The organism is Saccharopolyspora erythraea NRRL 2338, assembly GCF_000062885.1.
Lineage (GTDB): Bacteria > Actinomycetota > Actinomycetes > Mycobacteriales > Pseudonocardiaceae > Saccharopolyspora_D > Saccharopolyspora_D erythraea.
Map to the genome: position 1 here is coordinate 1,571,957 of NC_009142.1, position 19,040 is coordinate 1,590,996.

Sequence of the window (19,040 nt, forward strand, 5' to 3'; positions counted from 1 at the left end):
TGGAACGATTCTCACTCTGCCGTTTCATGAAACATTGGTCAATTACCGCTACGGGTGATGCCCGGGCGGGGGAGGCCTTTCTAAGATTCCTGCATGGTCAGAAGTGGCGCCGGGAGCCCGAAAGCTCGAGCGCTCGGGGCTGAACTGCGGGAATGCCGGGACAAGGCCGGCATGACCGTGCGTGCGCTGGCGCGGCGGCTGGGCATCGCGCACGTGCGGGTCGCCCGCTACGAGAGCGGGACCAGCGTGCCCGCGGCCGACGAGGTGGCCGGCTACCTCACCGCCGCCGGGGTCAAGGGCGGCGAGCGCGAGCGCATCCTGCGGCTGGCGCGCGAGGTCGGCGAACCGAGCTGGCTGACCTGCCGGGTGCCCGGAGTGCGGCCCGAACTGACGACGCTGATCGAGTTCGAGCGCACCGCCACCGAGATCACCAACCTGTCCCCCATGCTGATCCCGGGACTGCTGCAGACGGCCGACTACGCCCGCGCGCTGATGACCGACCTGCCGCCCGGCGAGGTCGAGAAGCGCGTGATGCTGCGCGTCGGCCGTCGCGACGTGCTGACCCGCGGCGACGCCCCGCGCCTGACCGCGTTCGTGCTGGAAGCGGCGTTACGCGAGCCGATCGGCGGCCCCGGGGTCATGGCCGAGCAGCTCAGGTTCGTGGCCGAGATGGCCCGCAGGCCCAACGTCGAGGTGCGGGTGCTGCCCTCCGGAGCGCGTTCCCTGCACGCCGGTCACGCCGGGCCGTTCGTCCTCTTCGAATTCCCGAAAGCGGCTCCGATAGTCCATCTGGAGCATTACAGTTCCGCCGCCTTTCTGTACGGCGCAAGGGATGTGCAGGCCTACCAACAGGCTCGCGATAACCTCCGCACCGTGGCGATGAGCCAACCCGAGTCACTTCAGGTGCTCGGGATGTGTGCAGAGGAAATGGAGAAGCGCGAATGACGTTGCGCCCCACCGGTTGGCGGAAGTCCTCCCACTCGGCAAGGCACACCGACTGCGTCGAGGTCGGCCGGGTGTGCGGCGGTGCCGCCGTGCGGGACTCGAAAGACCGGAGCTCGCGGTACTTCGCCGCGTCGGACACCCAGTGGCGGTCGTTCGTCGTGGCCGTGAAATCAGGAAGGTTCGATTTCTGAGCCGAACTCACGCCGCTGTCCCCGCGGCGTCCTGATCCGGCGGATTCGGAACTGATTCGCATTCATTCGGCGAATCCCGGTAATTCCCCCGAAAACCGTGTGCCGCCCCGCGGCGGAGAATATCGCAGCGGGGCGGCACGCCGGATTCTCAGCCGGTCGTCGCCAACGCGAACGGCAGCACCGCCGGGGCACCGGCCTCGCGGAGCAGCCGGCCGGCGATCGTGGCCGTCCAGCCGGTGTCGGCGTAGTCGTCCATCAGCAGCACCGGGCCGTCGAGCGCGGACAGCCGGGCGGCGAGCTCCTCCGGTACCCGGAACTGCTGCCACAGCGCTGCGACCCGCTGGGCGCTGTTGGTGGCCCGCTGCGGTCGCGTGGCGGGGTTGGTGGCCACCTCGCCCAGCAGCGACAGCCTGCCGATCTCGGCGATCCGCGAGGCCAGGCTGCGCACCAGCTTCGGCCGGGACCGGGAACCCAGCGCGACCACACCCACCGGCCGCTGCGCCCAGTCCCACGCCGCCAGCACCTGCACGCAGGCGTTGAACAGGTCCTCGGGCAGTTCCTGATCGGGTGCCGAGGTGGAGAGGAGCTCGCGCAGCCGGTTCCCCCAGCCGATGTCGGTCAGCCTGCCCACCGCGCGGCCCTGTCCGCTCAGCTCGTCCGCCCGCAGCTTCCCGGAGACCGGCACGCCCAGCGCCCCCATCCCGGTCGGCCACATCTTGCGCGGCGACAGCTCGACACCCGGCCTGCGCAGGCGTTCCCCGGCCTGTTCGACGGCCTGCTCGTCGACGTCGGCGGAGTACCCGGAGCCGGTGCAGTTGTCGCAGCGCCCGCAGGGTTGCGCGTCCGGGTCGTCGAGCTGGCGGCGCAGGAACTCCATCCGGCAGCCGGAGGTGGAGAGGTAGTCCAGCATCGCCTGCTGCTCCGCTCGGCGCTCGGCGTTGATGCGCTCGTAGCGTTCGGCGTCGTAGGACCACGGCTGGCCGGTGGCCTCCCAGCCGCCCTTGACGCGGCGCACCGCGCCGTCGACGTCGAGCACCTTGAGCACCATCTCCAGCCGGGTGCGGCCCAGCTCGACGCGCGGCTCCAGCGCCGCGGTGGACAGCGTCCCGCCTGCCTCGGCGAGCGCGTCGAGGATCGCGCGCACCGTCGTCTCCGGCGGGAAGGCCAGCGACGCGAAGTAGGACCAGATGTCCTGGTCCTCGGGGCCCGGCAGCAGCAGCGCGTCGGCCCGCCGCACACCGCGGCCCGCGCGGCCGATCTGCTGGTAGTAGGCGATCGGCGACGACGGCGCCCCCAGGTGCACCACGAATCCGAGGTCGGGTTTGTCGAAGCCCATGCCCAGCGCGGAGGTGGCCACCAGCGCCTTGACCCGGTTCGCCAGCAGGTCCTCCTCCGCGCGCTGCCGTTCGGCGGGGTCGGTGCGCCCGGAGTAGGAGGCCACTTCGTAGCCCTGGTCGCGCAGGTAACCGGCGACCTCCTCGGTGGCCGCGACGGTCAGCGTGTAGATGATCCCCGAGCCCGGCAGGTCGCCCAGCCTGCTGGCCAGCCAGCCCAGCCGCGCCTGCGCGGTCGGCAGCCGCACCACGCCCAGCCGCAGGCTCTCGCGGTCCAGGGTCCCGCGCAGCACCAGCGTCTCCTGCGGGTCGGAGAACTCGCCGCCGACGCCCAGCTGCTCGGAGACGTCGGTGACCACGCGGTCGTTGGCGGTCGCGGTGGTGGCCAGCACGGGCACGCCTTCGGGCAGCTCGGTGAGCAGGGTCCGCAGGCGCCGGTAGTCGGGGCGGAAGTCGTGGCCCCAGTCGGAGATGCAGTGCGCCTCGTCGACCACCAGCAGCCCGGCGTTCTGGGTGAGCTCGGGCAGCACGTTGTCCCGGAAGTCGGGGTTGTTCAGCCGTTCCGGGCTCACCAGCAGCACGTCGACGTCGCCGACGACGACCTGCTCCTCGATCGCCGCCCACTCCTCGGGGTTGGCGGAGTTGATCGTCACCGCGTTGACCCCGGCAGCGGCGGCGGCCTCCACCTGGTTGCGCATCAGCGCCAGCAGCGGCGACACGATCACCGTCGGGCCCTCGCCGAGCTCGCGCAGCAGGGCGGTGGCCACGAAGTACACGGCGGACTTGCCCCAGCCGGTGCGCTGGACGACCAGCGCGCGGCGGCGTTGCAGCACGAGCGCGCGGATGGCGCTCCACTGGTCCTCGCGCAGCGCGGCTTCGGGACCGGCCAGGGCGCGGAGTCGTTCTTCGGCGAGTTCGCGCAGGGCGTTTTCGTCCACGCCCGATTCCTACCGGACGCCTCCGACGCGCCCGCCGCCGCCCATCGCCTCCGTCCGGCGTCGTGCTCGGACAGGTCCGTGCCGATGGGTCCCAGATGCCGGGAGGACTAACCTGGGCACGTGACCACGAGCACGCAAGCCCCCTCCACGAAGGCCCAGGGCGAGGAGCTGCGCGAGCAGGTCCTCGCGGCGGCCCGCCGCGCCAAGCAGGCCGCCGCCGAGCTGGCCGTTGCCAACCGGGACACCAAGGACGCCCTGCTGCACGACATGGCCGACGCGCTGGTGCGGCGTGCGCCGGAGATCATCGCCGCCAACGACCTCGACGTGGCCGCCGGCCGAGAGGCCGGACTGGCCGAGGACATGATCGACCGGCTGCGCCTGGACGACGACCGGATCGCCGGGATGGCCGACGGACTGCGCACCGTGGCGGGCCTGCCGGACCCGGTCGGCGAGGTGCTGCGCGGGCAGGTGCTGCCCAACGGCCTGCAGCTCCAGCAGGTGCGGGTGCCGCTGGGCGTTGTCGGCATCGTCTACGAAGGCCGTCCGAACGTGACGGTGGACGCGGCCGGGCTGACCCTCAAAGCGGGCAACGCGGTGCTGCTGCGCGGCTCGTCCTCGGCGGAGCGGTCCAACACCGTGCTCGTCTCGATCCTCACCGACGTCGTCGTCGAGCACGGGCTGCCCGCCGACTCGGTGCAGCTGCTGCCGTGCCACGACCGGGCCTCGGTGCGCTACCTGATCACCGCGCGCGGGCTGGTCGACGTGGTCATCCCGCGCGGCGGCGCGGGCTTGATCTCGGCGGTGGTCGAGCAGGCGACCGTGCCGGCGATCGAGACCGGCGTCGGCAACTGCCACGTCTACGTCGACGCCAAGGCCGACGTGGACACCGCGCTGCGCATCCTGCTCAACTCCAAGGCGCGCCGGGTCAGCGTGTGCAACGCCGCGGAGAACCTCCTGGTGCACCAGGACATCGCCGCGGAGTTCCTGCCGCGCGCGCTGTCCGAACTGCACTCGGCGGGGGTGACCGTGCACGGCGACGAGCAGGTCGTCGAGGCGGGCGGCCCCAACGTCGTGCCCGCCACGGCCGAGGACTGGGACACCGAGTACCTCTCGCACGACATCGCCGCCGCGGTGGTGGAGTCGCTGCCCGCCGCGGTCGAGCACATCCGCGCCCACGGCTCCGGGCACACCGAGGCGATCGTCACCGACGACGTGCGCGCGGCCCGGCAGTTCAGCGCCCAGGTCGACGCGGCCGCGGTCATGGTCAACGCCTCCACGGCGTTCACCGACGGCGGTGAGTTCGGGATGGGCGCCGAGATCGGGATCTCCACCCAGAAGCTGCACGCGCGCGGCCCGATGGGCCTGCCCGAGCTGACCTCGACCAAGTGGCTGGCCTTCGGCGACGGGCACGTGCGAGGCACGGGCGCCTCCGGCGTGAACTCCTGCCCGGCCGGCTGAAGGACGAGCCGTGTCCGCCAGCCCGCGCCGGCGGCGCGACTCCGCGGCGACCCGCGAGGCGCTGCTGCGTGCCGCCGCGGAGCTGTTCGCCGAGCGCGGGTTCGAGCAGGCGACGGTCCGCGACGTCGCCGCCCGCGCGGGCGTGAACCAGGCGCTGCTGTTCCGCTACTTCGGATCCAAGCAGGAGCTGTTCGCCGAGGTCCTGGCCAGGGACAGCCGCGGGATGCTCGACGAGCCCCTGGAGGAGCTGCCGAGGCGGCTGCTGGAGGCGGTGCTGGCCGCCCGCCACACCGGTGAGGACCACCCGTTCGCGGCGATGCTGCGTTCCTTCAGCGACGAGCGCGCGGCGCAGCTGCTCCGCGAGGAGCTGGGCAGGCGCTACGTCGCGCGGCTGAGCGAGCTGAGCGGTGCCGACGACGCCGAGCTGCGCGCCGAGATCGTGCTGGCCTGCGTGTTCGGCCTGGGCCTGGCCAGGTCGGTGCTGCGCAGCCCGGCGCTGGTCGAGGCCGCGCCGGAGGCGGTCGCCGAGCACATGGTGCGCGTGGTCGAGACACTTCTCGGTGACGAGCGCTCCTGACCCGCTGCTCGGTTCGGGTGTTCATCCGTGCGCGCCGGGCCGGGGCCGGAGTAGCTTGTAAGCAGTTGCTTACATCACTGGGAGCCCAGCATGCCCGAGCCGAGGCCCTACCCCTTCAGCGCCGCCGAGCGGCTGAACCTCGACCCCTTCTACGCGCGGCTGCGCGCCCAGGAGCCGATGTCGCGGGTCAAGCTGCCCTACGGCGAGGCCGCCTGGCTGGCGACCAGGTACGAGGACGCCAAGGTCGTGCTCGCCGACCCCCGGTTCAGCCGGGCCGCGGTGCTGGAGAAGGACGAGCCGCGGATGCGCCCGGGCATCACCGGCGGCGGCATCCTGAGCATGGACCCGCCGGACCACACGCGGCTGCGCAGGCTGGTGGCCAAGGCGTTCACCCAGCGCCGCGTCGAGCGGCTGCGTCCGCGCACCCAGGAGATCGCCGACGGCCTGGTGGACCGGATGATCGAGCACGGCTCGCCCGCCGACCTCGTCGAGGAGTTCGCCCTGCCGCTGCCGATCACCGTCATCTGCGAGTTGCTCGGCGTGCCCTACGAGGACCGGGATGACTTCCGCGAGTGGTCGGACGCCTTCCTGTCGACCACCAAGCTGACACCCGAACAGGTCGTCGACTACATGGACCGGATGTTCGGCTACATGGCGGGGTTGATCGCCAAACGGCGGGTGGACCCGCAGGACGACCTCATGAGCGCGCTGATCGAGGCCCGCGACGAGCACGACAAGCTGACGGAGCAGGAGATGGTCCAGCTCGCGGCGGGCATCCTGGTCGCGGGTCACGAGACCACCGCGACCCAGATCCCGAACTTCGTCTACGTCCTGCTCACCCACCCGGACCAGCTCGAGGGCCTGCTCGCCGACCTCGACGGCCTGCCCCGCGCCGTCGAGGAGCTGACCCGGTACGTGCCGCTCGGCGTCGCGGCGGTCTTCGCCCGCTATGCGGTGGAGGACGTCGAGCTGGGCGGCGTCACGGTCCGCGCCGGGGAACCGGTGCTGGTCAGCGCGTCGTCGGCCAACCGCGACGAGGCCGTCTTCGACGACCCCGACCGGCTCGACCTGACCCGCGAGAACAACGCCCACATCGGCTTCGGGCACGGCCCGCACCACTGCCTCGGCGCCCAGCTCGCCCGACTGGAGCTCCAGGTCGGCCTGCGCACGCTGCTGACCCGCCTGCCCGGCCTGCGGTTCGCCGGCGGCGAGGACGACGTGGTGTGGAAGGAAGGCATGCTCGTGCGCGGCCCTTCGAAGCTCGAAGTGGCGTGGCAATCTGAATGAGTGAATCGGCTGCACGGGGATCGTGCGGTGAGGCAAGATCGTTCGGGACTTCCCCGACGAAGGACGGCAGCATGGCTTGGTTGGTCGAGTTGGACGGCGACACCTGCATCGGCTCGGGCATGTGCATCGGGACGGCCCCCGACCACTTCGGTGTGGACGAGGGCGGTGCCTCCTGCGTGCTGAAGGAGCGGGTGGAGCCGGCCGACGCGGTGGTGGACGCCGCGGAGTCCTGCCCGGTCGAGGCGATCAAGGTTCGCGACGCCGAGACCGGCGAGGTGCTGGCTCCGCTGGAGTGATCGCCGACACTATCGCGCGCGAGGGCGAGCGGCCCCGCGCGAGGACCTCGTAGGCTTTCCAACCATGTCTCGTCGGCGCCGCATCGGTGTCATGGGTGGCACCTTCGATCCGATCCACCACGGCCACCTGGTCGCGGCCAGTGAGGTCCAAGCGCAGTTCGGCCTCGAACAGGTGATCTTCGTGCCGACCGGCCAGCCGTGGCAGAAGACCCACGAGGTGGTCAGCCCGGCCGAGGACCGCTACCTGATGACCGTGGTCGCCACCGCGTCCAACCCCCGGTTCCAGGTCAGCCGGGTCGACATCGACCGCGCCGGGCCCACCTACACCGCCGACACGCTGGCCGACCTGCGCGCCCTGTACCCGGAAGCCGAGCTGTACTTCATCACCGGGGCGGACGCGCTGGAGCAGATCCTGTCGTGGCACCGGGTGGACGAGCTGTTCGAGCTGGCGCACTTCATCGGCGTCACCCGGCCCGGCTACCAGCTGGCGGGCGAGCACCTGCCCAAGGGCGCGGTGTCGCTGGTGGAGATCCCGGCGATGGCGATCTCCTCCACCGGCTGCCGCCAGCGCGTCCGCGCCGGCCTGCCGGTCTGGTACCTGGTGCCTGACGGCATCGTCCAGTACATCGCCAAGCGGGGCCTGTACCGGGGAGAAGACGACTCGGCAGGGGTCGAGTGGGGGCCGAGGCCATCCGGTACCTGACCGGTGCAACCCGGTCCAACCTGCGCCTCACGCCGGTGACGGAGCCGCTTCTGTGCGGGCGTTGAACACCAGCTCCCAGACGTGTCCGTCGGGGTCTGTGAAGTATCCGGTGTAGGACCCGTCGTAGTCACCGGCCGGCTGCGGAGCCGATCCGCCTGCTGCTGCGGCGCGAGCGAGGGTGTCGTCGACCTCCTGTTGGCTGCCGATGGCGCACGTGATGATGCACCCGGCCGCCGCGGACGGATCATGAGGAGCAACGTCGGCGCGGCCGGCGTATTTCGCGAACTCGTCCCGGCCGATGAGGAAAAGGGACAGGTTCGGCAATTCGAACAGGATGATGCCCTCATCGATGCCGTCGGTGCGCAACCCCAGCCCGTCTCTGTAGAAGCGCAGTGATCTGTCCAGGTCGGCGACTGGCAGCGAAACGATGGTGGTCTTGGGTTTCACGCTTTCTCCTCAGCTGGCTGTTCGGGGCAGAATACCTGGTCAGGGCCATGATCGAAGAAGCTTGTGCTGATCAGACCGGGACCACGGTGTCGAGAACCGAAGTAGTCGGCTGCTCCGGTACAACCTCGCATCCCTCACCGACAAACGTCAGCGTCGAAGCGATCCCGAGGCCAGGTGATCTGCTTGAGCCGTACCGGTTCCCGAGGTTCGTTGTGCACTTACCGCCGAGGCACGCTACGAAAACTCCGGTCGCGCATTGCGTCTTCGACTTGTCACCTCCATGGAGCAATCCCAGCGGGTCGCGCTGTCTTGCTCGCAGGGCATGACGGCGCGGCGGGTCGTAGCGTGGTAGCTCCAGACGGGCCGGGACAGGCGGGGACCGCGCCGGACCGTCCGTTCGACATCGCCTTCCGGAGGACGCGCGGAGGAGGAGAGGGTCATGGCCACCAAGCAGCGGAAGTCGACGACCGTGGAGATGCCGGGTGTGACGGCCGAGGTCCACCAGCCGGACCACTACATCCCCACGCGCGACGACCTGGCGGGCGCGGCGAACGCCGTCCGCTCCTACTTGCCCTCCGGTCGGACCATGGCCTTCTACGGTGGTCTCGGAGCGCTGGCCGCCTTCTCGATGATCGAATGGCCGGTGGCGGCCGCGATCGGCCTTGGGGTGGCGGTGGCCCAGCGCGGCGGCTCGCAGGAGAAGCAGAGTTCCTGAAACGTGCCGAGGTGAGTGGATGGTGACGCCGGGCCCCGGAATCCCGGACGAGGTCCGCGGCGAGGTCGAACTGCTGTGGGAGTACCACGACCTGCGGCACGAGCTGCGGCCGTGCGATGTCGGCGTCGGCCTGGGCTGCCACGACATCGGTGTCGCCGACCAGGTCGCGGACCTCTACCACGCGGGATACTTCCCGCTGATCGTCTTCACCGGCGCGAACGCGCCGACCACCGTCGAGCGGTTCCCCCGCGGCGAAGCCGTGCACTACCGGGAGCGCGCGCTGGAACTCGGGGTTCCCGACGCCGCGATCGTCGTCGAGCCGAGGGCCACCAACACCGGCGAGAACATCGAGTACACCCGGCAGGTCCTCGCCGGACGCCGCATGGAAGTCCGTTCGCTGCTGATGGTGTGCAAGCCGTACCAGCAGCGCCGCGCCTACGCCACGGCCAAGCACATCTGGCCGGAGGTCGAGATCGTGTGCGGTGCGCGGCGCCTCCCGCTCGACGACTACGTCGAATCGATCGGCGACGCCCGGCGGGTGATCGACATGCTCGTCGGCGACACCCAGCGCATCACCCTCTACGCGCAACGGGGCTTCGCCGTGGCCCAGCACGTGCCGCGGGAGGTCGACGCGGCCTGGCGGCGGCTCGTCGACGCGGGCTACACCGGCAGGCTCGTCCGTGACTAGCGTCTCCCAAGCGGTGGATGCGGCGTGCGTTGCGTCACCGAGCGTTGCGGCGCGCGGGCTGAACCACCCGGTACGAGGCTCGGCCGAGGCGAGCAGGTGAGACCCCGGACGGGTGGAATCGCTATCCTCTAGCCGGCGTGGGTAGCCCACCGTGCCCACCCGAGAGGAGTGACGTGGCAGCCACTGAGGACGCCCGCAGGCTGGCCCTGGTAGCGGCGCAGGCGGCGGCGGACAAGAAGGCCACGGACGTGGTCGTGCTCGACGTGTCCGAGCAGTTGGTCATCACCGACTGCTTCCTGATCGCCTCGGCGCCGAACGAGCGCCAGGTGGAGGCGATCGTGGACTCGGTCGAGGAGAAGATGCGCGCCGCGGGCACCAAGCCGGTCCGGCGCGAAGGGGCCCGCGAGGGCCGCTGGGTGCTGCTCGACTTCGTCGACGTCGTCGTGCACGTACAGCACGCCGACGAACGCGCGTTCTACGGCCTCGAGCGGCTGTGGAAGGACTGCCCCCGCATCCCGTTCGAGGACCGCACCGGCCCGCCCGCCGAGTCCGAGGACGAGAGCGGTCCGGCGTGACGCTGGACAGGCTGCTGCTCTGGAGGCACGGCGAGACCGACTACAACGCGGCCGGCCGTATCCAGGGCCACCTCGACAGCTCGCTGACCGAGACCGGACAGGAGCAGGCCAGGCGCGCCGCGCCGGTGATCGCCGCCTTCCAGCCCGACGTCGCGCTCAGCTCGGACCTCAACCGGGCCAGGTCGACCGCTGCCGAGTTCACCGAGGTCAGCGGCATGCCGGTGCGCCTGGACAAGCGCCTGCGGGAAACCCACCTCGGGGAGTGGCAGGGGCTGAGCGGAGCCGAGGTCGAACACGGCTGGCCGGGCGCGATGAGCACTTGGCGCTCGACGCCGACCTGGGCCCCGCCGGGCGGCGAGTCCAGGGTCGAGGTCGCCGAGCGGGCGTTGGAGGTCGTCGACGAGCTCGACCTCACCTACACCGGTACCGCGCTGCTGTGCGCGCACGGCGGTCTGATCACCGCGCTCACCGCCCGGTTGCTGTCGTGGCCGGTGGAGCTCTGGCCGGGTCTGGGCGGTGTCGCGAACTGCCACTGGGTCGTCCTCGCGCGGCGCAGCAGCAGCGACCACCGCTGGCGGCTGATGACCTACAACGGCGGCGTCGCCGGATGACCTGCGCGGCATGACCGCCCTCGGCGATTAGGGTTGCGCCGTGTCCATTGCAGTCGTCACCGACTCGACGGCGTACCTGCCGCCGGGTTACGCCGAGCGGTACGCGGTGCGCAGCGTCGGCCTGCACGTGAGCGTGGACGGCGCGGGGTCGGTCGCCGAGTCCGGGTTCGGGCCGGGTGAGCTGGCGCGTGCCTTCGACCGCAAGCACCGGGTGACGACCTCCGGCGCGACGCCCGCGGAACTGGCCAAGGCGTACCGTGCGGCCCTCGACGCCGGAGCCGAGGGTGTGGTGTCGGTGCATCTGTCCAGGCGCCTGTCGGGCACCTGGGACGCGGCCAGGTTGGCTGCCCGCGACGTCGACCCGCAGCGGGTGCGCGTCGTCGACTCCCGCTCGACCGCGATGGGCCTGGGTTTCTCGGTCCTGGCCGCGGCCGCGTGCGCGGAGTCCGGCGGTGACCTGTCCGCGGTGGAGGGCAGCGCTGCCCTGGCCGCCGAGCGGACGACCACCCTGTTCTCGGTGCAGACGCTGGAATACCTGCGCAGGGGAGGTCGCATCGGCGCGGCCACGGCCCTGCTGGGAACGGCCCTGGCGATAAAGCCGCTGCTGCACGTCCACGAGGGCCGCATCGAGGCGCTGGAGAAGGTCCGCACCACCACCCGCGCGATGACCCGCCTCCTCGAGGTGGCGTGCCGAGCGGCGGGTTCCGGCCCGGTGGCCGTGGCGGTGCACCACCTCGCCGCCCCGCAGCGGGCGGAGCAGCTCGCCGCGAAGCTCCGCGACCAACTCCCCGATGCGGAACTGGTGGTCTCGGAAGTCGGCGCGGTGATCGGAGCCCACATCGGCCCGGGAGCCGTCGGCGTCGTCGTCCTGCCGGGCGGCTGGCAGAACCCGCGCTGACCCGGCAGGCCTCACCGCCACAGCCCCGCTGTCCGTATCGCCTGGCCGACCGCTTAGCTGCGCTGTTCCCCTCGCTTGGCCGAGCGCTTCGCCGACCGCAGCCGGCCATGTCCTTTCCTTTTCCCTGACCGCTGCTCTGGCCGCGTCACCGCCCCGAGTGCTGCTCTGGCCGCTTCGTTTGGCCGAGCGCTGCTCTGGCCGCGTCACTGCCCCGAGTGCTGCTCTGGCCGTGTCGCTTGGCCCAGCGCTGCGCTGTCAGCCTCGCCGTGCCGACCGCTTCGCCGCGCTGCCTGCTCGCCGTGCCGACCGCTTGGCTGCGCTGGCCGCCTCGCTTTGTTGACAACTGCCGCTGCCCGCTTCGCGCTCCGAGCGCATCGCCGCCCGCTGCGTCCTCGGCCTGCCATCGACCGTCGTTGCCCCGAAGGACGTGCGATGCGCCGGCAAGGCCATGGATGCACACCTCTTCGGGTGATTTCCGCCTCTGAGTTATCCACAGTGGATGGGTTTGTCCACAGGTTCGGAATTCGACCCTGTGCGGCGATTTCCGGCCGCTCTAGCGTCTGGTGCATGTTGCGAGAACGCGCAGATGTGCTGGACCCGGACAGCGACACCCTCCCCGCGGTCGCGCCGCAGGAGCGGCTTCGAGCGCTGCGCCTCCGAGCGCGCCAGGACGATGCCGAGCAGCGGGCAGGTCCCGGCTATACCCCCGCGGAGGCCGAGCCGACCCGCCGCAGAGCCAGGCACCGGTTGGCCGAGCGGTGGTTACCGGCTTCCTGGTTGGCATCCAATGTGGATCCGGGACGTTCCGGCCTGCTCGCGATCGTGCTGATCGGACTGGTCGTCGCCTGCGCCCTCACCTTCACCGTGTGGACCGCGCAACCCGAGGCGGAGTCCGTGCCGCCGCCACCGTTGGCGGCGCCCGTGCTCACCGCGCCGGCACCGACACCGGAGGCGTTGGTGGTCAGCGTCGTCGGACTGGTGCCGAAGCCCGGTCTCATCACCCTGCACACGGGCGACCGCGTCGCCGACGCGCTGCAAGGCGCGGGCGGGGCGCTGCCCGGCGCCGACATCTCGGCGCTGAACCTCGCACGCAAGGTGAGCGACGGAGAGCAGCTCTACGTGGGGGTGCCGCCTCCTCCGGAGCTCGCGACCGGCTCACCCGTCGGTTCCGCCAGGGGCACATCCGGCAACGGCAACGACAGCAAGATCGATCTGAACACCGCGACCGAGGAGCAATTCGATGAACTACCCGGCGTTGGCGAGGTCACCGCGAAGCGGATCGTGCAGTGGCGCACGGAGAACGGTCGCTTCGCGTCGGTGGAGCAACTGCGGGAAGTCGACGGCATCGGCGACACCCGCTTCTCCCGGCTGCGCGAACTCGTGCGGGTGTGAGCCCGTTGTTCTCGGTGTCGCGGTCGTTGGAAAGGCGTCCGCTCGACCTGCGGCTCGTTCCGAGTGCGCTCTCGATTTGGGCCGTGACGTTGGTCGGTCTGTACTGGAGCTGGGTGCCGACCGCAGTCGCGGCGTTGTCCGCGCTGTGCTTGGGGGCGCTCGTCTGGGTGGTTGCCCGGGGAAGGCGTTGGACCAGTGGCGCGCTCGCTGTTCTGGCCGTCACCGCGATCGCGGCGACGGGAATGTCCTTCCGCATGCACCAGATCGACCGCCACCCCCTGCGGATGGTTTCCGAGCACGGGGAACGAGCGACCGTGACCGCCGTTCTCGGGGACTCGCCGACACCCATGGAGGGGAGTTCCTACGGGGCCCGGCGAGCGCAGGACCGGGCGTTCGTCCCGGCGGAGGTCCAGGAGGCCGAGGTTTCCGGGTCTCGCTTTCGCTCCGGTGGGGACGTGGTTCTGCTCGTGCCTACGCAGTCGTGGCGTGGGCTGATCCCGGGTCAGCAGGTGACCGCCACCGGCAGTCTCGCCCCGCCGCGTCCCGGGGACACCACGCTGGCGGTGATCCGGGTGTACGAGCCTCCTGCGAAGGTGATCGATGCCCCGGCATGGCAGCGGACGGCCGAAGACCTGCGGGAAGGTCTCCGGCGCTCCTCGGCCTCGGTGCTGACACCTGCCGCCGCCGGACTGCTACCGGGCTTGGTCGTGGGGGACACCAGTGGGCTTCCGCCCGAGGTCGAGCGGGACTTCGCCACCGCCGGCCTAGCGCACCTGGTGGCGGTTTCGGGTGCGAACCTCGCGATCGTGTGCGGTGCGGTCCTCCTGCTGCTGCACGCGGTGGGCGCCGGACCGGTGCTGTCGGCGATCGGAGGCGGTGCTGCGCTGGTCGGGTTCGTCGTCCTGGCGGGTCCGGAGCCGAGCGTGCTCCGCGCCGCGGTCATGGGCACGGTCACGCTGCTGGCGCTCGTGCTCGGACGGGAGCGCTCCGCGCTGCCTGCCCTGGCGGGCAGTGTGATCGCGTTGCTGCTGCTCATGCCGCAACTGGCGGGCACGGCGGGCTTCGCGCTCTCGGTCGCTGCCACGGCCGGGCTGGTGCTGCTCGCTCCGGTGTGGGCGGGTGCGCTGCATGCGCGAGGAGTACCGGTCGGCGTCGCCGAGGCGCTGGCGGTACCGGCTGCCGCGCATCTGGTCACCGCGCCCTTGGTCGCTGCGATATCGGGCGAGGTCAGCGCGGTTGCCGTGGTCGCGAACCTGCTGGCGGGTCCCGTGATCGCCCCGGCGACGGTGTTCGGGGTGCTGGCGACCCTGGCGGCCCCGGTATCGGGCTGGCTCTCCGAAGCCTTCGTCTGGCTGTCGGCACCGGAGCTGCTGTGGGTGATCGCCGTGGCCGAACACGCGGCGGCCATGCCCGGAGCGGCGATCGGGTGGCCGAGCGGCACGGGCGGTGGGCTGCTGCTGGCGGTGGTGGCGCTCGGGCTTCTGATCGCGTTGCGCCACCGCGGGATCCGGCTGACCGCGGTCGCTGTGGTGCTCGTCCTGGGACTCGTGCTGATCCCGACGCGCGTGCTCTACCCGCAGTGGCCTGCACACGGGTGGTCCGTGGTCGCGTGCGACGTCGGCCAAGGCGATGGATTGGTGCTCGCCACGGGCAATCCTGGCGAGGCGGTCGTGGTCGACACCGGACCGGACCCGGCGCTGAGTGCGGAATGCCTGCGGCGGCTGGGAATTCGACGCGTTCCGCTGCTGGTCCTGACCCACCTGCACGCCGATCACGTGAGCGGACTCCGCGCCGTTCTCGCGCACAGCGGTGTCGGTGCCGTCGCGATGGGAGCGTTGCGCGAGCCCGCGTGGGCAATGGGCGACATAGCACGGGACACGAGGTCACGTGGCGTACCGATCATCGAGCTGTCAGCAGGGCAGCAGGCGCGTTGGCCGAGCCTCGCTCTGGAGGTCCTCGGACCGAGAGGACCCTTGGCGCGAAGCCGGTCGGCAGACGACGCCAACGACGCGTCGATCGTGTTGATGGCGTCCACCCCTGCCGGGCGGGTCCTGCTCACCGGCGACATCGAGCTGTCCGGGCAGGCGCAACTGCTGGCCTCGGGGGCGGATTTGCGCGCTGACGTTCTCAAGATCCCGCACCACGGTTCCCGTTACACCGCACCGCAGTTCCTCCAGGCCGTCCGACCACGGCTCGCGTTGATCAGCGTCGGCGCGGGCAACACCTACGGCCATCCGAGCCCACTCATCCTCGGCGCACTCGCCCGCACGGGCACGACCGTCATACGCACGGATCAGGAAGGAGACATAGCAGTGCTGCCGGGGCCGCAGGGGCCCCGCACACTCACCCGCGGCGACCCCGTCCGCGCAGAACGCTGACCCCGCCGACGTCATTGGGAGGTGCAATTGCTACAACTGCCTCTGGCGGTACCGCCAGACCACCCGAGCATGCGCTCGATCCACGCACCGCACCGGTGCGGCCGGCCCGCGTCGTCGCGCGAGCAGAACCACACCGGTGCGCGTGAATACGCCTAGCGCCCTTCGCCGGGAATGGGCATCACCGAACTCGGCGATACCGCCGAGCCGTGCGGTGCCCTCGGGCTGGGCCGACCCGTGCCCTGGCTGGGGAACCGTGGCCACGGCCCCCGCGGGGAATATGGCCTCAGCTCGGTCAGAGGCCCAGCGCGGCGTTGACCGCCTCGGTGCTCGGGGCGACGGTCGCCTTCGGGCCGACCTTGTCCTGCACCGCGTCGAGGGTCTTGAGGCCGTCGCCGGTGATCAGCAGCACGGTCTCCTGGTCCGGGTCGATCTTGCCGGCCTCGATGAGCTTCTTCGCCGTCGCCACGGTGACGCCGCCGGCGGTCTCGGCGAAGATCCCCTCGGTGCGGGCCAGCAGCCGGATGCCCTCGACGACCTCTTCGTCGGTGACGTCCTCGATGGCGCCGTTGGTGCGGCGCACGACGTCGAGCACGTAGGGGCCGTCGGCCGGGGCGCCGATGGCCAGGGAGCGCGCGATGGTGTCCGGGCGGACCGGCTGCACCACGTCGTGGCCCTCCTTGAACGCCGAGGCGACCGGGGAGCAGCCGGTGGCCTGGGCGCCGAAGATGCGGACCGGGCTGTCCTCGACGAGGCCGACCTGGGTGAGCTCGCGGAAGCCCTTGTCGACCTTGGTGAGCTGGGAGCCGGAGGCGATCGGGACCACGATCTGCTCCGGGATGCGCCATCCGAGCTGCTCGGCGACCTCGAAGGCCAGCGTCTTGGAGCCCTCGGAGTAGTACGGCCGGACGTTGACGTTGACGAACGCCCAGTCCTCGTGCTCGGCGGCGAGCTCGGTCGCCAGCCGGTTCACGTCGTCGTAGTTGCCGTCCACCGCGAGCAGCGAGCCGTCGTAGACCGCGCTCATCAGGATCTTGGCGCGCTCGAGCGTGGACGGGACCAGCACCACCGAGTCCCAGCCGGCGCGGGCCGCGGCGGCGGCGACGGCGTTGGCGAGGTTGCCGGTGGAGGGGCAGGCGAGGACCTTGAAGCCGAACTCGCGGGCGGCGGCCAGCGCCACCGCGACCACGCGGTCCTTGAAGGAGTGGGTGGGGTTGCCGGTGTCGTCCTTGATCCAGATCTGCTTGACGCCCAGCGCCTTCGCGAGCCGGTCAGCACGCACCAGCCGGGTACAGCCGGGCTCGGTGTTCGGGTGCTCGTCCACGTTGGACGGAACGGGGAGCAACTGCTTGTAGCGCCAGATCGAGCGGGGCCCGGCTTCGATGTCCTCGCGGCGGATGCGCCCGAAGTCGTAGGCGACCTCCAGTGGCGAGAAGTCCTCCAGCGAGACGAACTCCGGAGCCAGCGGCTGCCGGTGGCCCTCTTCCTTGGACACCAGTTCGACGGCGTTGCCGAGGTCGTAGGTCGTCTTCGCGCCGGTCGTCTGGGCATGGGCGGCAGCAGTCATCGCGAGGTCCTCTCCTCATCTGTCCCGCGGACGGGTCGGAATTGGCACCTTTTTCGCCGGCGGCCTCGCGGAATGCGCGATACGCCGAGATGGTTGCCGGGGCTTCAACGGGCCGTTCCCTCTGCCCCTCTGGATGAGCTATTCGGTTGTGGCGGCAACGCTACGGGAAGCCCTCATCATCTGGCCAGCGCGGTCCAGCATCCGAGACCGTCATGGCCCCGTGCGACGATTTCCGCATGAGTTCACCGGCCGTCGTCCCCGACCCGCTGCACCTGATTCTCGGGGAGGAAGAACTGCTGGTCGAACGCGCGCTGTGGGCCGCGGTGGGCGCGGCACGAGCCGCTGATCCGGAAGCGGAACTGCGCCGGGTGAAGGTGAGCGAACTCACCCCGCCGGAGCTCGACGAAATGCTCAGCCCGTCGCTGTTCGCGGAGGGGCGCGTGGTGGCTCTGGAGGCCGCTCAGGAGGCGGGCAAGGAGATCGCTGAGGCGGTGCTCTCGTACGCGCGCCAGCCGGCCGAAGGCGTGATCCTCGTCGTCGTGCACAGCGGCGGGGGACGGGGCAAGAACGCCAAGGAGCTCCCCAACGCGTTGCGCAAGCTCGGGGCGCGGGTCACCGAGTGCAACAAGATCACCAAGCCCGCTGAGCGCGAGGCGTTCGTGCGCGACGAGGTCCGCCGGGCGGGCGGCAAGATCGACGCCTCGGGCGTGAGCGCGCTGATCGAGACCGTCGGCTCGGACCTCCGCGAGCTTTCCTCCGCCGCCTCGCAGCTCGTCGCCGACACCGGCGGCAAGGTCGACGACGCCGCCGTGCGGCGCTACCACCGCGGCCGTGCGGAGGTGACCGGCTTCGTGGTCGCGGAGAAGGCCGTCACCGGCGACCGGACCGGCGCGCTGGAGTCACTGCGCTGGGCGCTGCAGCTCGGCGTCCCGCACGTGCTCATCGCCGACGCGCTCGCGGACGCCGTGCGGACCATCGGCCGCGTCGCGGCCGCAGGCCGCAGCGACCCCTTCCGGCTCGCCGGTGAACTGGGCATGCCGGCGTGGAAGGTCAAGAAGGCGCTCGCGCAGTCCCGGGGCTGGAGCAGCGCCACCATCGCCGACGCCCTCCAGGTGGCCGCGGCGCTGAACGCCGAGGTCAAGGGCATGGCGGCCGACGCCGACTACGCCCTCGAACGCGCGGTGCTGCGCGTCGTCGACCTCCGCGCCGCGCGCTGAGCCCGCGCGGACGGACCAAGATCGGACGGACCTTGAGGCGTGGCACGGACGGCTGAGGCAAATCCCTCTGGCGGCCGAACCAGGTCGACGGACCGTGAGCCAGGTCCACGGGCTATGAGCCCGGGCCCGGACGGCTTGGCCGGGTCCACGGATGGCTAAGACAGGCCCGCAGGTGACTTGAGCCGGGCCCACCGTGAGGGCGGGGTCCACGGACGGCCGAGGCGGTTCTGCGGGCCGCTGAGCCGGATCCGCAGACCGCTGAACTGGGTCCACGGACCCGCCAGGCCGACGTTCGGACGGACACTCCTCAAACCGTCCTGAGGCGGGTCGGGTGCAGCTCAGGGCTTGGTCCGCGAAAAAGGGCCTCCCTTCCCGTGTGGGAAGAGAGGCCCTTCGAGCCCGAGAAGGCTCAGAGCTGGTTGGCGCGCTTGGCCATGGCCGACTTCTTGTTGGCGGCCTGGTTGCTGTGGATCACGCCCTTGCTCACGGCCTTGTCCAGAGCGCGGCCCGCCGTGGCCTGCAGCTCGACGGCCTTGGCCTTGTCACCGGCGTCAGCGGCCTCGCGGAACTTGCGGATCGCGGTCTTCAGCGAGGACTTGACGGCCTTGTTGCGCTGCCGGTTCGCCTCGTTGGTCTTGATCCGCTTCATCTGGGACTTGATGTTGGCCACTGTTGCGCCTCTTCCTAGTCTGCTTGGGGTTCGTGCCGCGCTTCTCGTGGCGCTGCCGGAGCAGCCTTCCTCCAGGGCGGAATGCCGCACGGCACGGTCGTCCATGTTAACAACGGCTGACCTGGCAACCGGACCGGCCCACGCCTGGTGAAGCGG

At 71.0% G+C, this 19,040-nt stretch carries 19 protein-coding genes and 1 riboswitch; of the genes, 15 read left to right on the plus strand and 4 right to left on the minus strand.

Features of this window, described 5'->3' with window-relative positions; all coding sequences use genetic code 11:
* The first annotated feature begins 93 nt into the window (after positions 1–93).
* Positions 94–945 (plus strand): helix-turn-helix domain-containing protein, encoded by an 852-nt coding sequence (locus SACE_RS06960; RefSeq protein WP_081468340.1) that lies wholly within the window; start codon positions 94–96, stop codon positions 943–945.
* Complete coding sequence (locus tag SACE_RS06965) at positions 942–1,136, plus strand: DUF397 domain-containing protein (RefSeq protein WP_009947738.1); 195 nt, start codon at positions 942–944, stop codon at positions 1,134–1,136. The genes SACE_RS06960 and SACE_RS06965 overlap by 4 nt, the downstream gene beginning before the upstream one ends.
* A gap of 148 nt (positions 1,137–1,284) precedes the next feature.
* On the opposite strand, the gene SACE_RS06970 is transcribed toward SACE_RS06965, so the two are convergent.
* Positions 1,285–3,408, minus strand: coding sequence for a RecQ family ATP-dependent DNA helicase (locus tag SACE_RS06970; protein ID WP_009947737.1), 2,124 nt, complete (start codon positions 3,406–3,408; stop codon positions 1,285–1,287).
* Between the two features lie 120 nt (positions 3,409–3,528).
* Between SACE_RS06970 and SACE_RS06975 the strand changes: the two genes are divergently transcribed.
* From SACE_RS06975 to nadD, 5 genes are all read left to right on the plus strand, one after another.
* On the plus strand, positions 3,529–4,866 hold the full coding sequence (locus SACE_RS06975; protein WP_009947736.1) for a glutamate-5-semialdehyde dehydrogenase: 1,338 nt from the start codon (positions 3,529–3,531) through the stop codon (positions 4,864–4,866).
* A 10-nt stretch (positions 4,867–4,876) separates the two neighbouring features.
* Positions 4,877–5,443, plus strand: coding sequence for a TetR/AcrR family transcriptional regulator (locus SACE_RS06980; protein ID WP_009947735.1), 567 nt, complete (start codon positions 4,877–4,879; stop codon positions 5,441–5,443).
* Between the two features lie 90 nt (positions 5,444–5,533).
* Positions 5,534–6,730: a cytochrome P450 gene (locus tag SACE_RS06985; RefSeq protein ID WP_009947734.1), complete on the plus strand. Its 1,197-nt coding sequence runs from the start codon at positions 5,534–5,536 to the stop codon at positions 6,728–6,730.
* A gap of 71 nt (positions 6,731–6,801) precedes the next feature.
* Positions 6,802–7,026: a ferredoxin gene (locus SACE_RS06990; protein WP_009947732.1), complete on the plus strand. Its 225-nt coding sequence runs from the start codon at positions 6,802–6,804 to the stop codon at positions 7,024–7,026.
* A 64-nt stretch (positions 7,027–7,090) separates the two neighbouring features.
* Positions 7,091–7,729: a nicotinate-nucleotide adenylyltransferase gene (gene nadD, locus SACE_RS06995; protein WP_009947731.1), complete on the plus strand. Its 639-nt coding sequence runs from the start codon at positions 7,091–7,093 to the stop codon at positions 7,727–7,729.
* Positions 7,730–7,756: 27 nt separating this feature from the next.
* Here the strand turns inward: nadD and SACE_RS07000 are convergent, their stop codons facing one another.
* Positions 7,757–8,176: a VOC family protein gene (locus SACE_RS07000; protein ID WP_009947730.1), complete on the minus strand. Its 420-nt coding sequence runs from the start codon at positions 8,174–8,176 to the stop codon at positions 7,757–7,759.
* Positions 8,177–8,615: 439 nt separating this feature from the next.
* Between SACE_RS07000 and SACE_RS07005 the strand changes: the two genes are divergently transcribed.
* From SACE_RS07005 to SACE_RS07035, 7 genes are all read left to right on the plus strand, one after another.
* Positions 8,616–8,891, plus strand: a complete 276-nt coding sequence (locus SACE_RS07005) for a hypothetical protein (protein WP_009947729.1) — start codon at positions 8,616–8,618, stop codon at positions 8,889–8,891.
* A 19-nt stretch (positions 8,892–8,910) separates the two neighbouring features.
* Positions 8,911–9,579, plus strand: a complete 669-nt coding sequence (locus tag SACE_RS07010; RefSeq protein WP_009947728.1) for a YdcF family protein — start codon at positions 8,911–8,913, stop codon at positions 9,577–9,579.
* 173 nt (positions 9,580–9,752) lie between these two features.
* Positions 9,753–10,154 (plus strand): ribosome silencing factor, encoded by a 402-nt coding sequence (gene rsfS / locus SACE_RS07015; RefSeq protein WP_009947726.1) that lies wholly within the window; start codon positions 9,753–9,755, stop codon positions 10,152–10,154.
* A complete protein-coding gene (locus tag SACE_RS07020; RefSeq protein ID WP_009947724.1) occupies positions 10,151–10,765 on the plus strand; it encodes a histidine phosphatase family protein in 615 nt (204 codons plus the stop codon). The genes rsfS and SACE_RS07020 overlap by 4 nt, the downstream gene beginning before the upstream one ends.
* Before the next feature lie 40 nt (positions 10,766–10,805).
* The gene (locus tag SACE_RS07025; protein WP_009947723.1) at positions 10,806–11,663 is read left to right on the plus strand and encodes a DegV family protein; all 858 of its coding nucleotides are present in this window, start codon (positions 10,806–10,808) and stop codon (positions 11,661–11,663) included.
* A gap of 567 nt (positions 11,664–12,230) precedes the next feature.
* Positions 12,231–13,055 (plus strand): ComEA family DNA-binding protein, encoded by an 825-nt coding sequence (locus tag SACE_RS07030; RefSeq protein ID WP_231849939.1) that lies wholly within the window; start codon positions 12,231–12,233, stop codon positions 13,053–13,055.
* Between the two features lie 83 nt (positions 13,056–13,138).
* Positions 13,139–15,433, plus strand: a complete 2,295-nt coding sequence (locus tag SACE_RS07035) for a ComEC/Rec2 family competence protein (RefSeq protein WP_021341651.1) — start codon at positions 13,139–13,141, stop codon at positions 15,431–15,433.
* 292 nt (positions 15,434–15,725) lie between these two features.
* On the opposite strand, the gene thrC is transcribed toward SACE_RS07035, so the two are convergent.
* Positions 15,726–16,997: a threonine synthase gene (gene thrC, locus SACE_RS07040; RefSeq protein WP_009947719.1), complete on the minus strand. Its 1,272-nt coding sequence runs from the start codon at positions 16,995–16,997 to the stop codon at positions 15,726–15,728.
* Positions 16,998–17,009: 12 nt separating this feature from the next.
* Positions 17,010–17,137, minus strand: a riboswitch (SAM riboswitch).
* A 96-nt stretch (positions 17,138–17,233) separates the two neighbouring features.
* Here thrC and holA point away from each other — a divergent pair.
* Positions 17,234–18,214 (plus strand): DNA polymerase III subunit delta, encoded by a 981-nt coding sequence (gene holA, locus SACE_RS07045; RefSeq protein ID WP_009947718.1) that lies wholly within the window; start codon positions 17,234–17,236, stop codon positions 18,212–18,214.
* A 409-nt stretch (positions 18,215–18,623) separates the two neighbouring features.
* Here the strand turns inward: holA and rpsT are convergent, their stop codons facing one another.
* Complete coding sequence (rpsT, locus tag SACE_RS07050; RefSeq protein ID WP_009947716.1) at positions 18,624–18,884, minus strand: 30S ribosomal protein S20; 261 nt, start codon at positions 18,882–18,884, stop codon at positions 18,624–18,626.
* Positions 18,885–19,040 lie beyond the last annotated feature (156 nt).

Bases quoted from the DNA above. Each gene is read 5' to 3' on its own strand.
- SACE_RS06990 (WP_009947732.1), top strand. From the start codon at position 6,802: ATGGCTTGGTTGGTCGAGTTGGACGGCGACACCTGCATCGGCTCGGGC.
- SACE_RS06965 (WP_009947738.1), top strand. From the start codon at position 942: ATGACGTTGCGCCCCACCGGTTGGCGGAAGTCCTCCCACTCGGCAAGG.
- SACE_RS06985 (WP_009947734.1), top strand. From the start codon at position 5,534: ATGCCCGAGCCGAGGCCCTACCCCTTCAGCGCCGCCGAGCGGCTGAAC.
- SACE_RS06960 (WP_081468340.1), top strand. From the start codon at position 94: ATGGTCAGAAGTGGCGCCGGGAGCCCGAAAGCTCGAGCGCTCGGGGCT.
- SACE_RS07010 (WP_009947728.1), top strand. From the start codon at position 8,911: ATGGTGACGCCGGGCCCCGGAATCCCGGACGAGGTCCGCGGCGAGGTC.
- SACE_RS07030 (WP_231849939.1), top strand. From the start codon at position 12,231: ATGTTGCGAGAACGCGCAGATGTGCTGGACCCGGACAGCGACACCCTC.
- holA (WP_009947718.1), top strand. From the start codon at position 17,234: ATGAGTTCACCGGCCGTCGTCCCCGACCCGCTGCACCTGATTCTCGGG.
- thrC (WP_009947719.1), bottom strand. From the start codon at position 16,997: ATGACTGCTGCCGCCCATGCCCAGACGACCGGCGCGAAGACGACCTAC.
- nadD (WP_009947731.1), top strand. From the start codon at position 7,091: ATGTCTCGTCGGCGCCGCATCGGTGTCATGGGTGGCACCTTCGATCCG.
- SACE_RS07005 (WP_009947729.1), top strand. From the start codon at position 8,616: ATGGCCACCAAGCAGCGGAAGTCGACGACCGTGGAGATGCCGGGTGTG.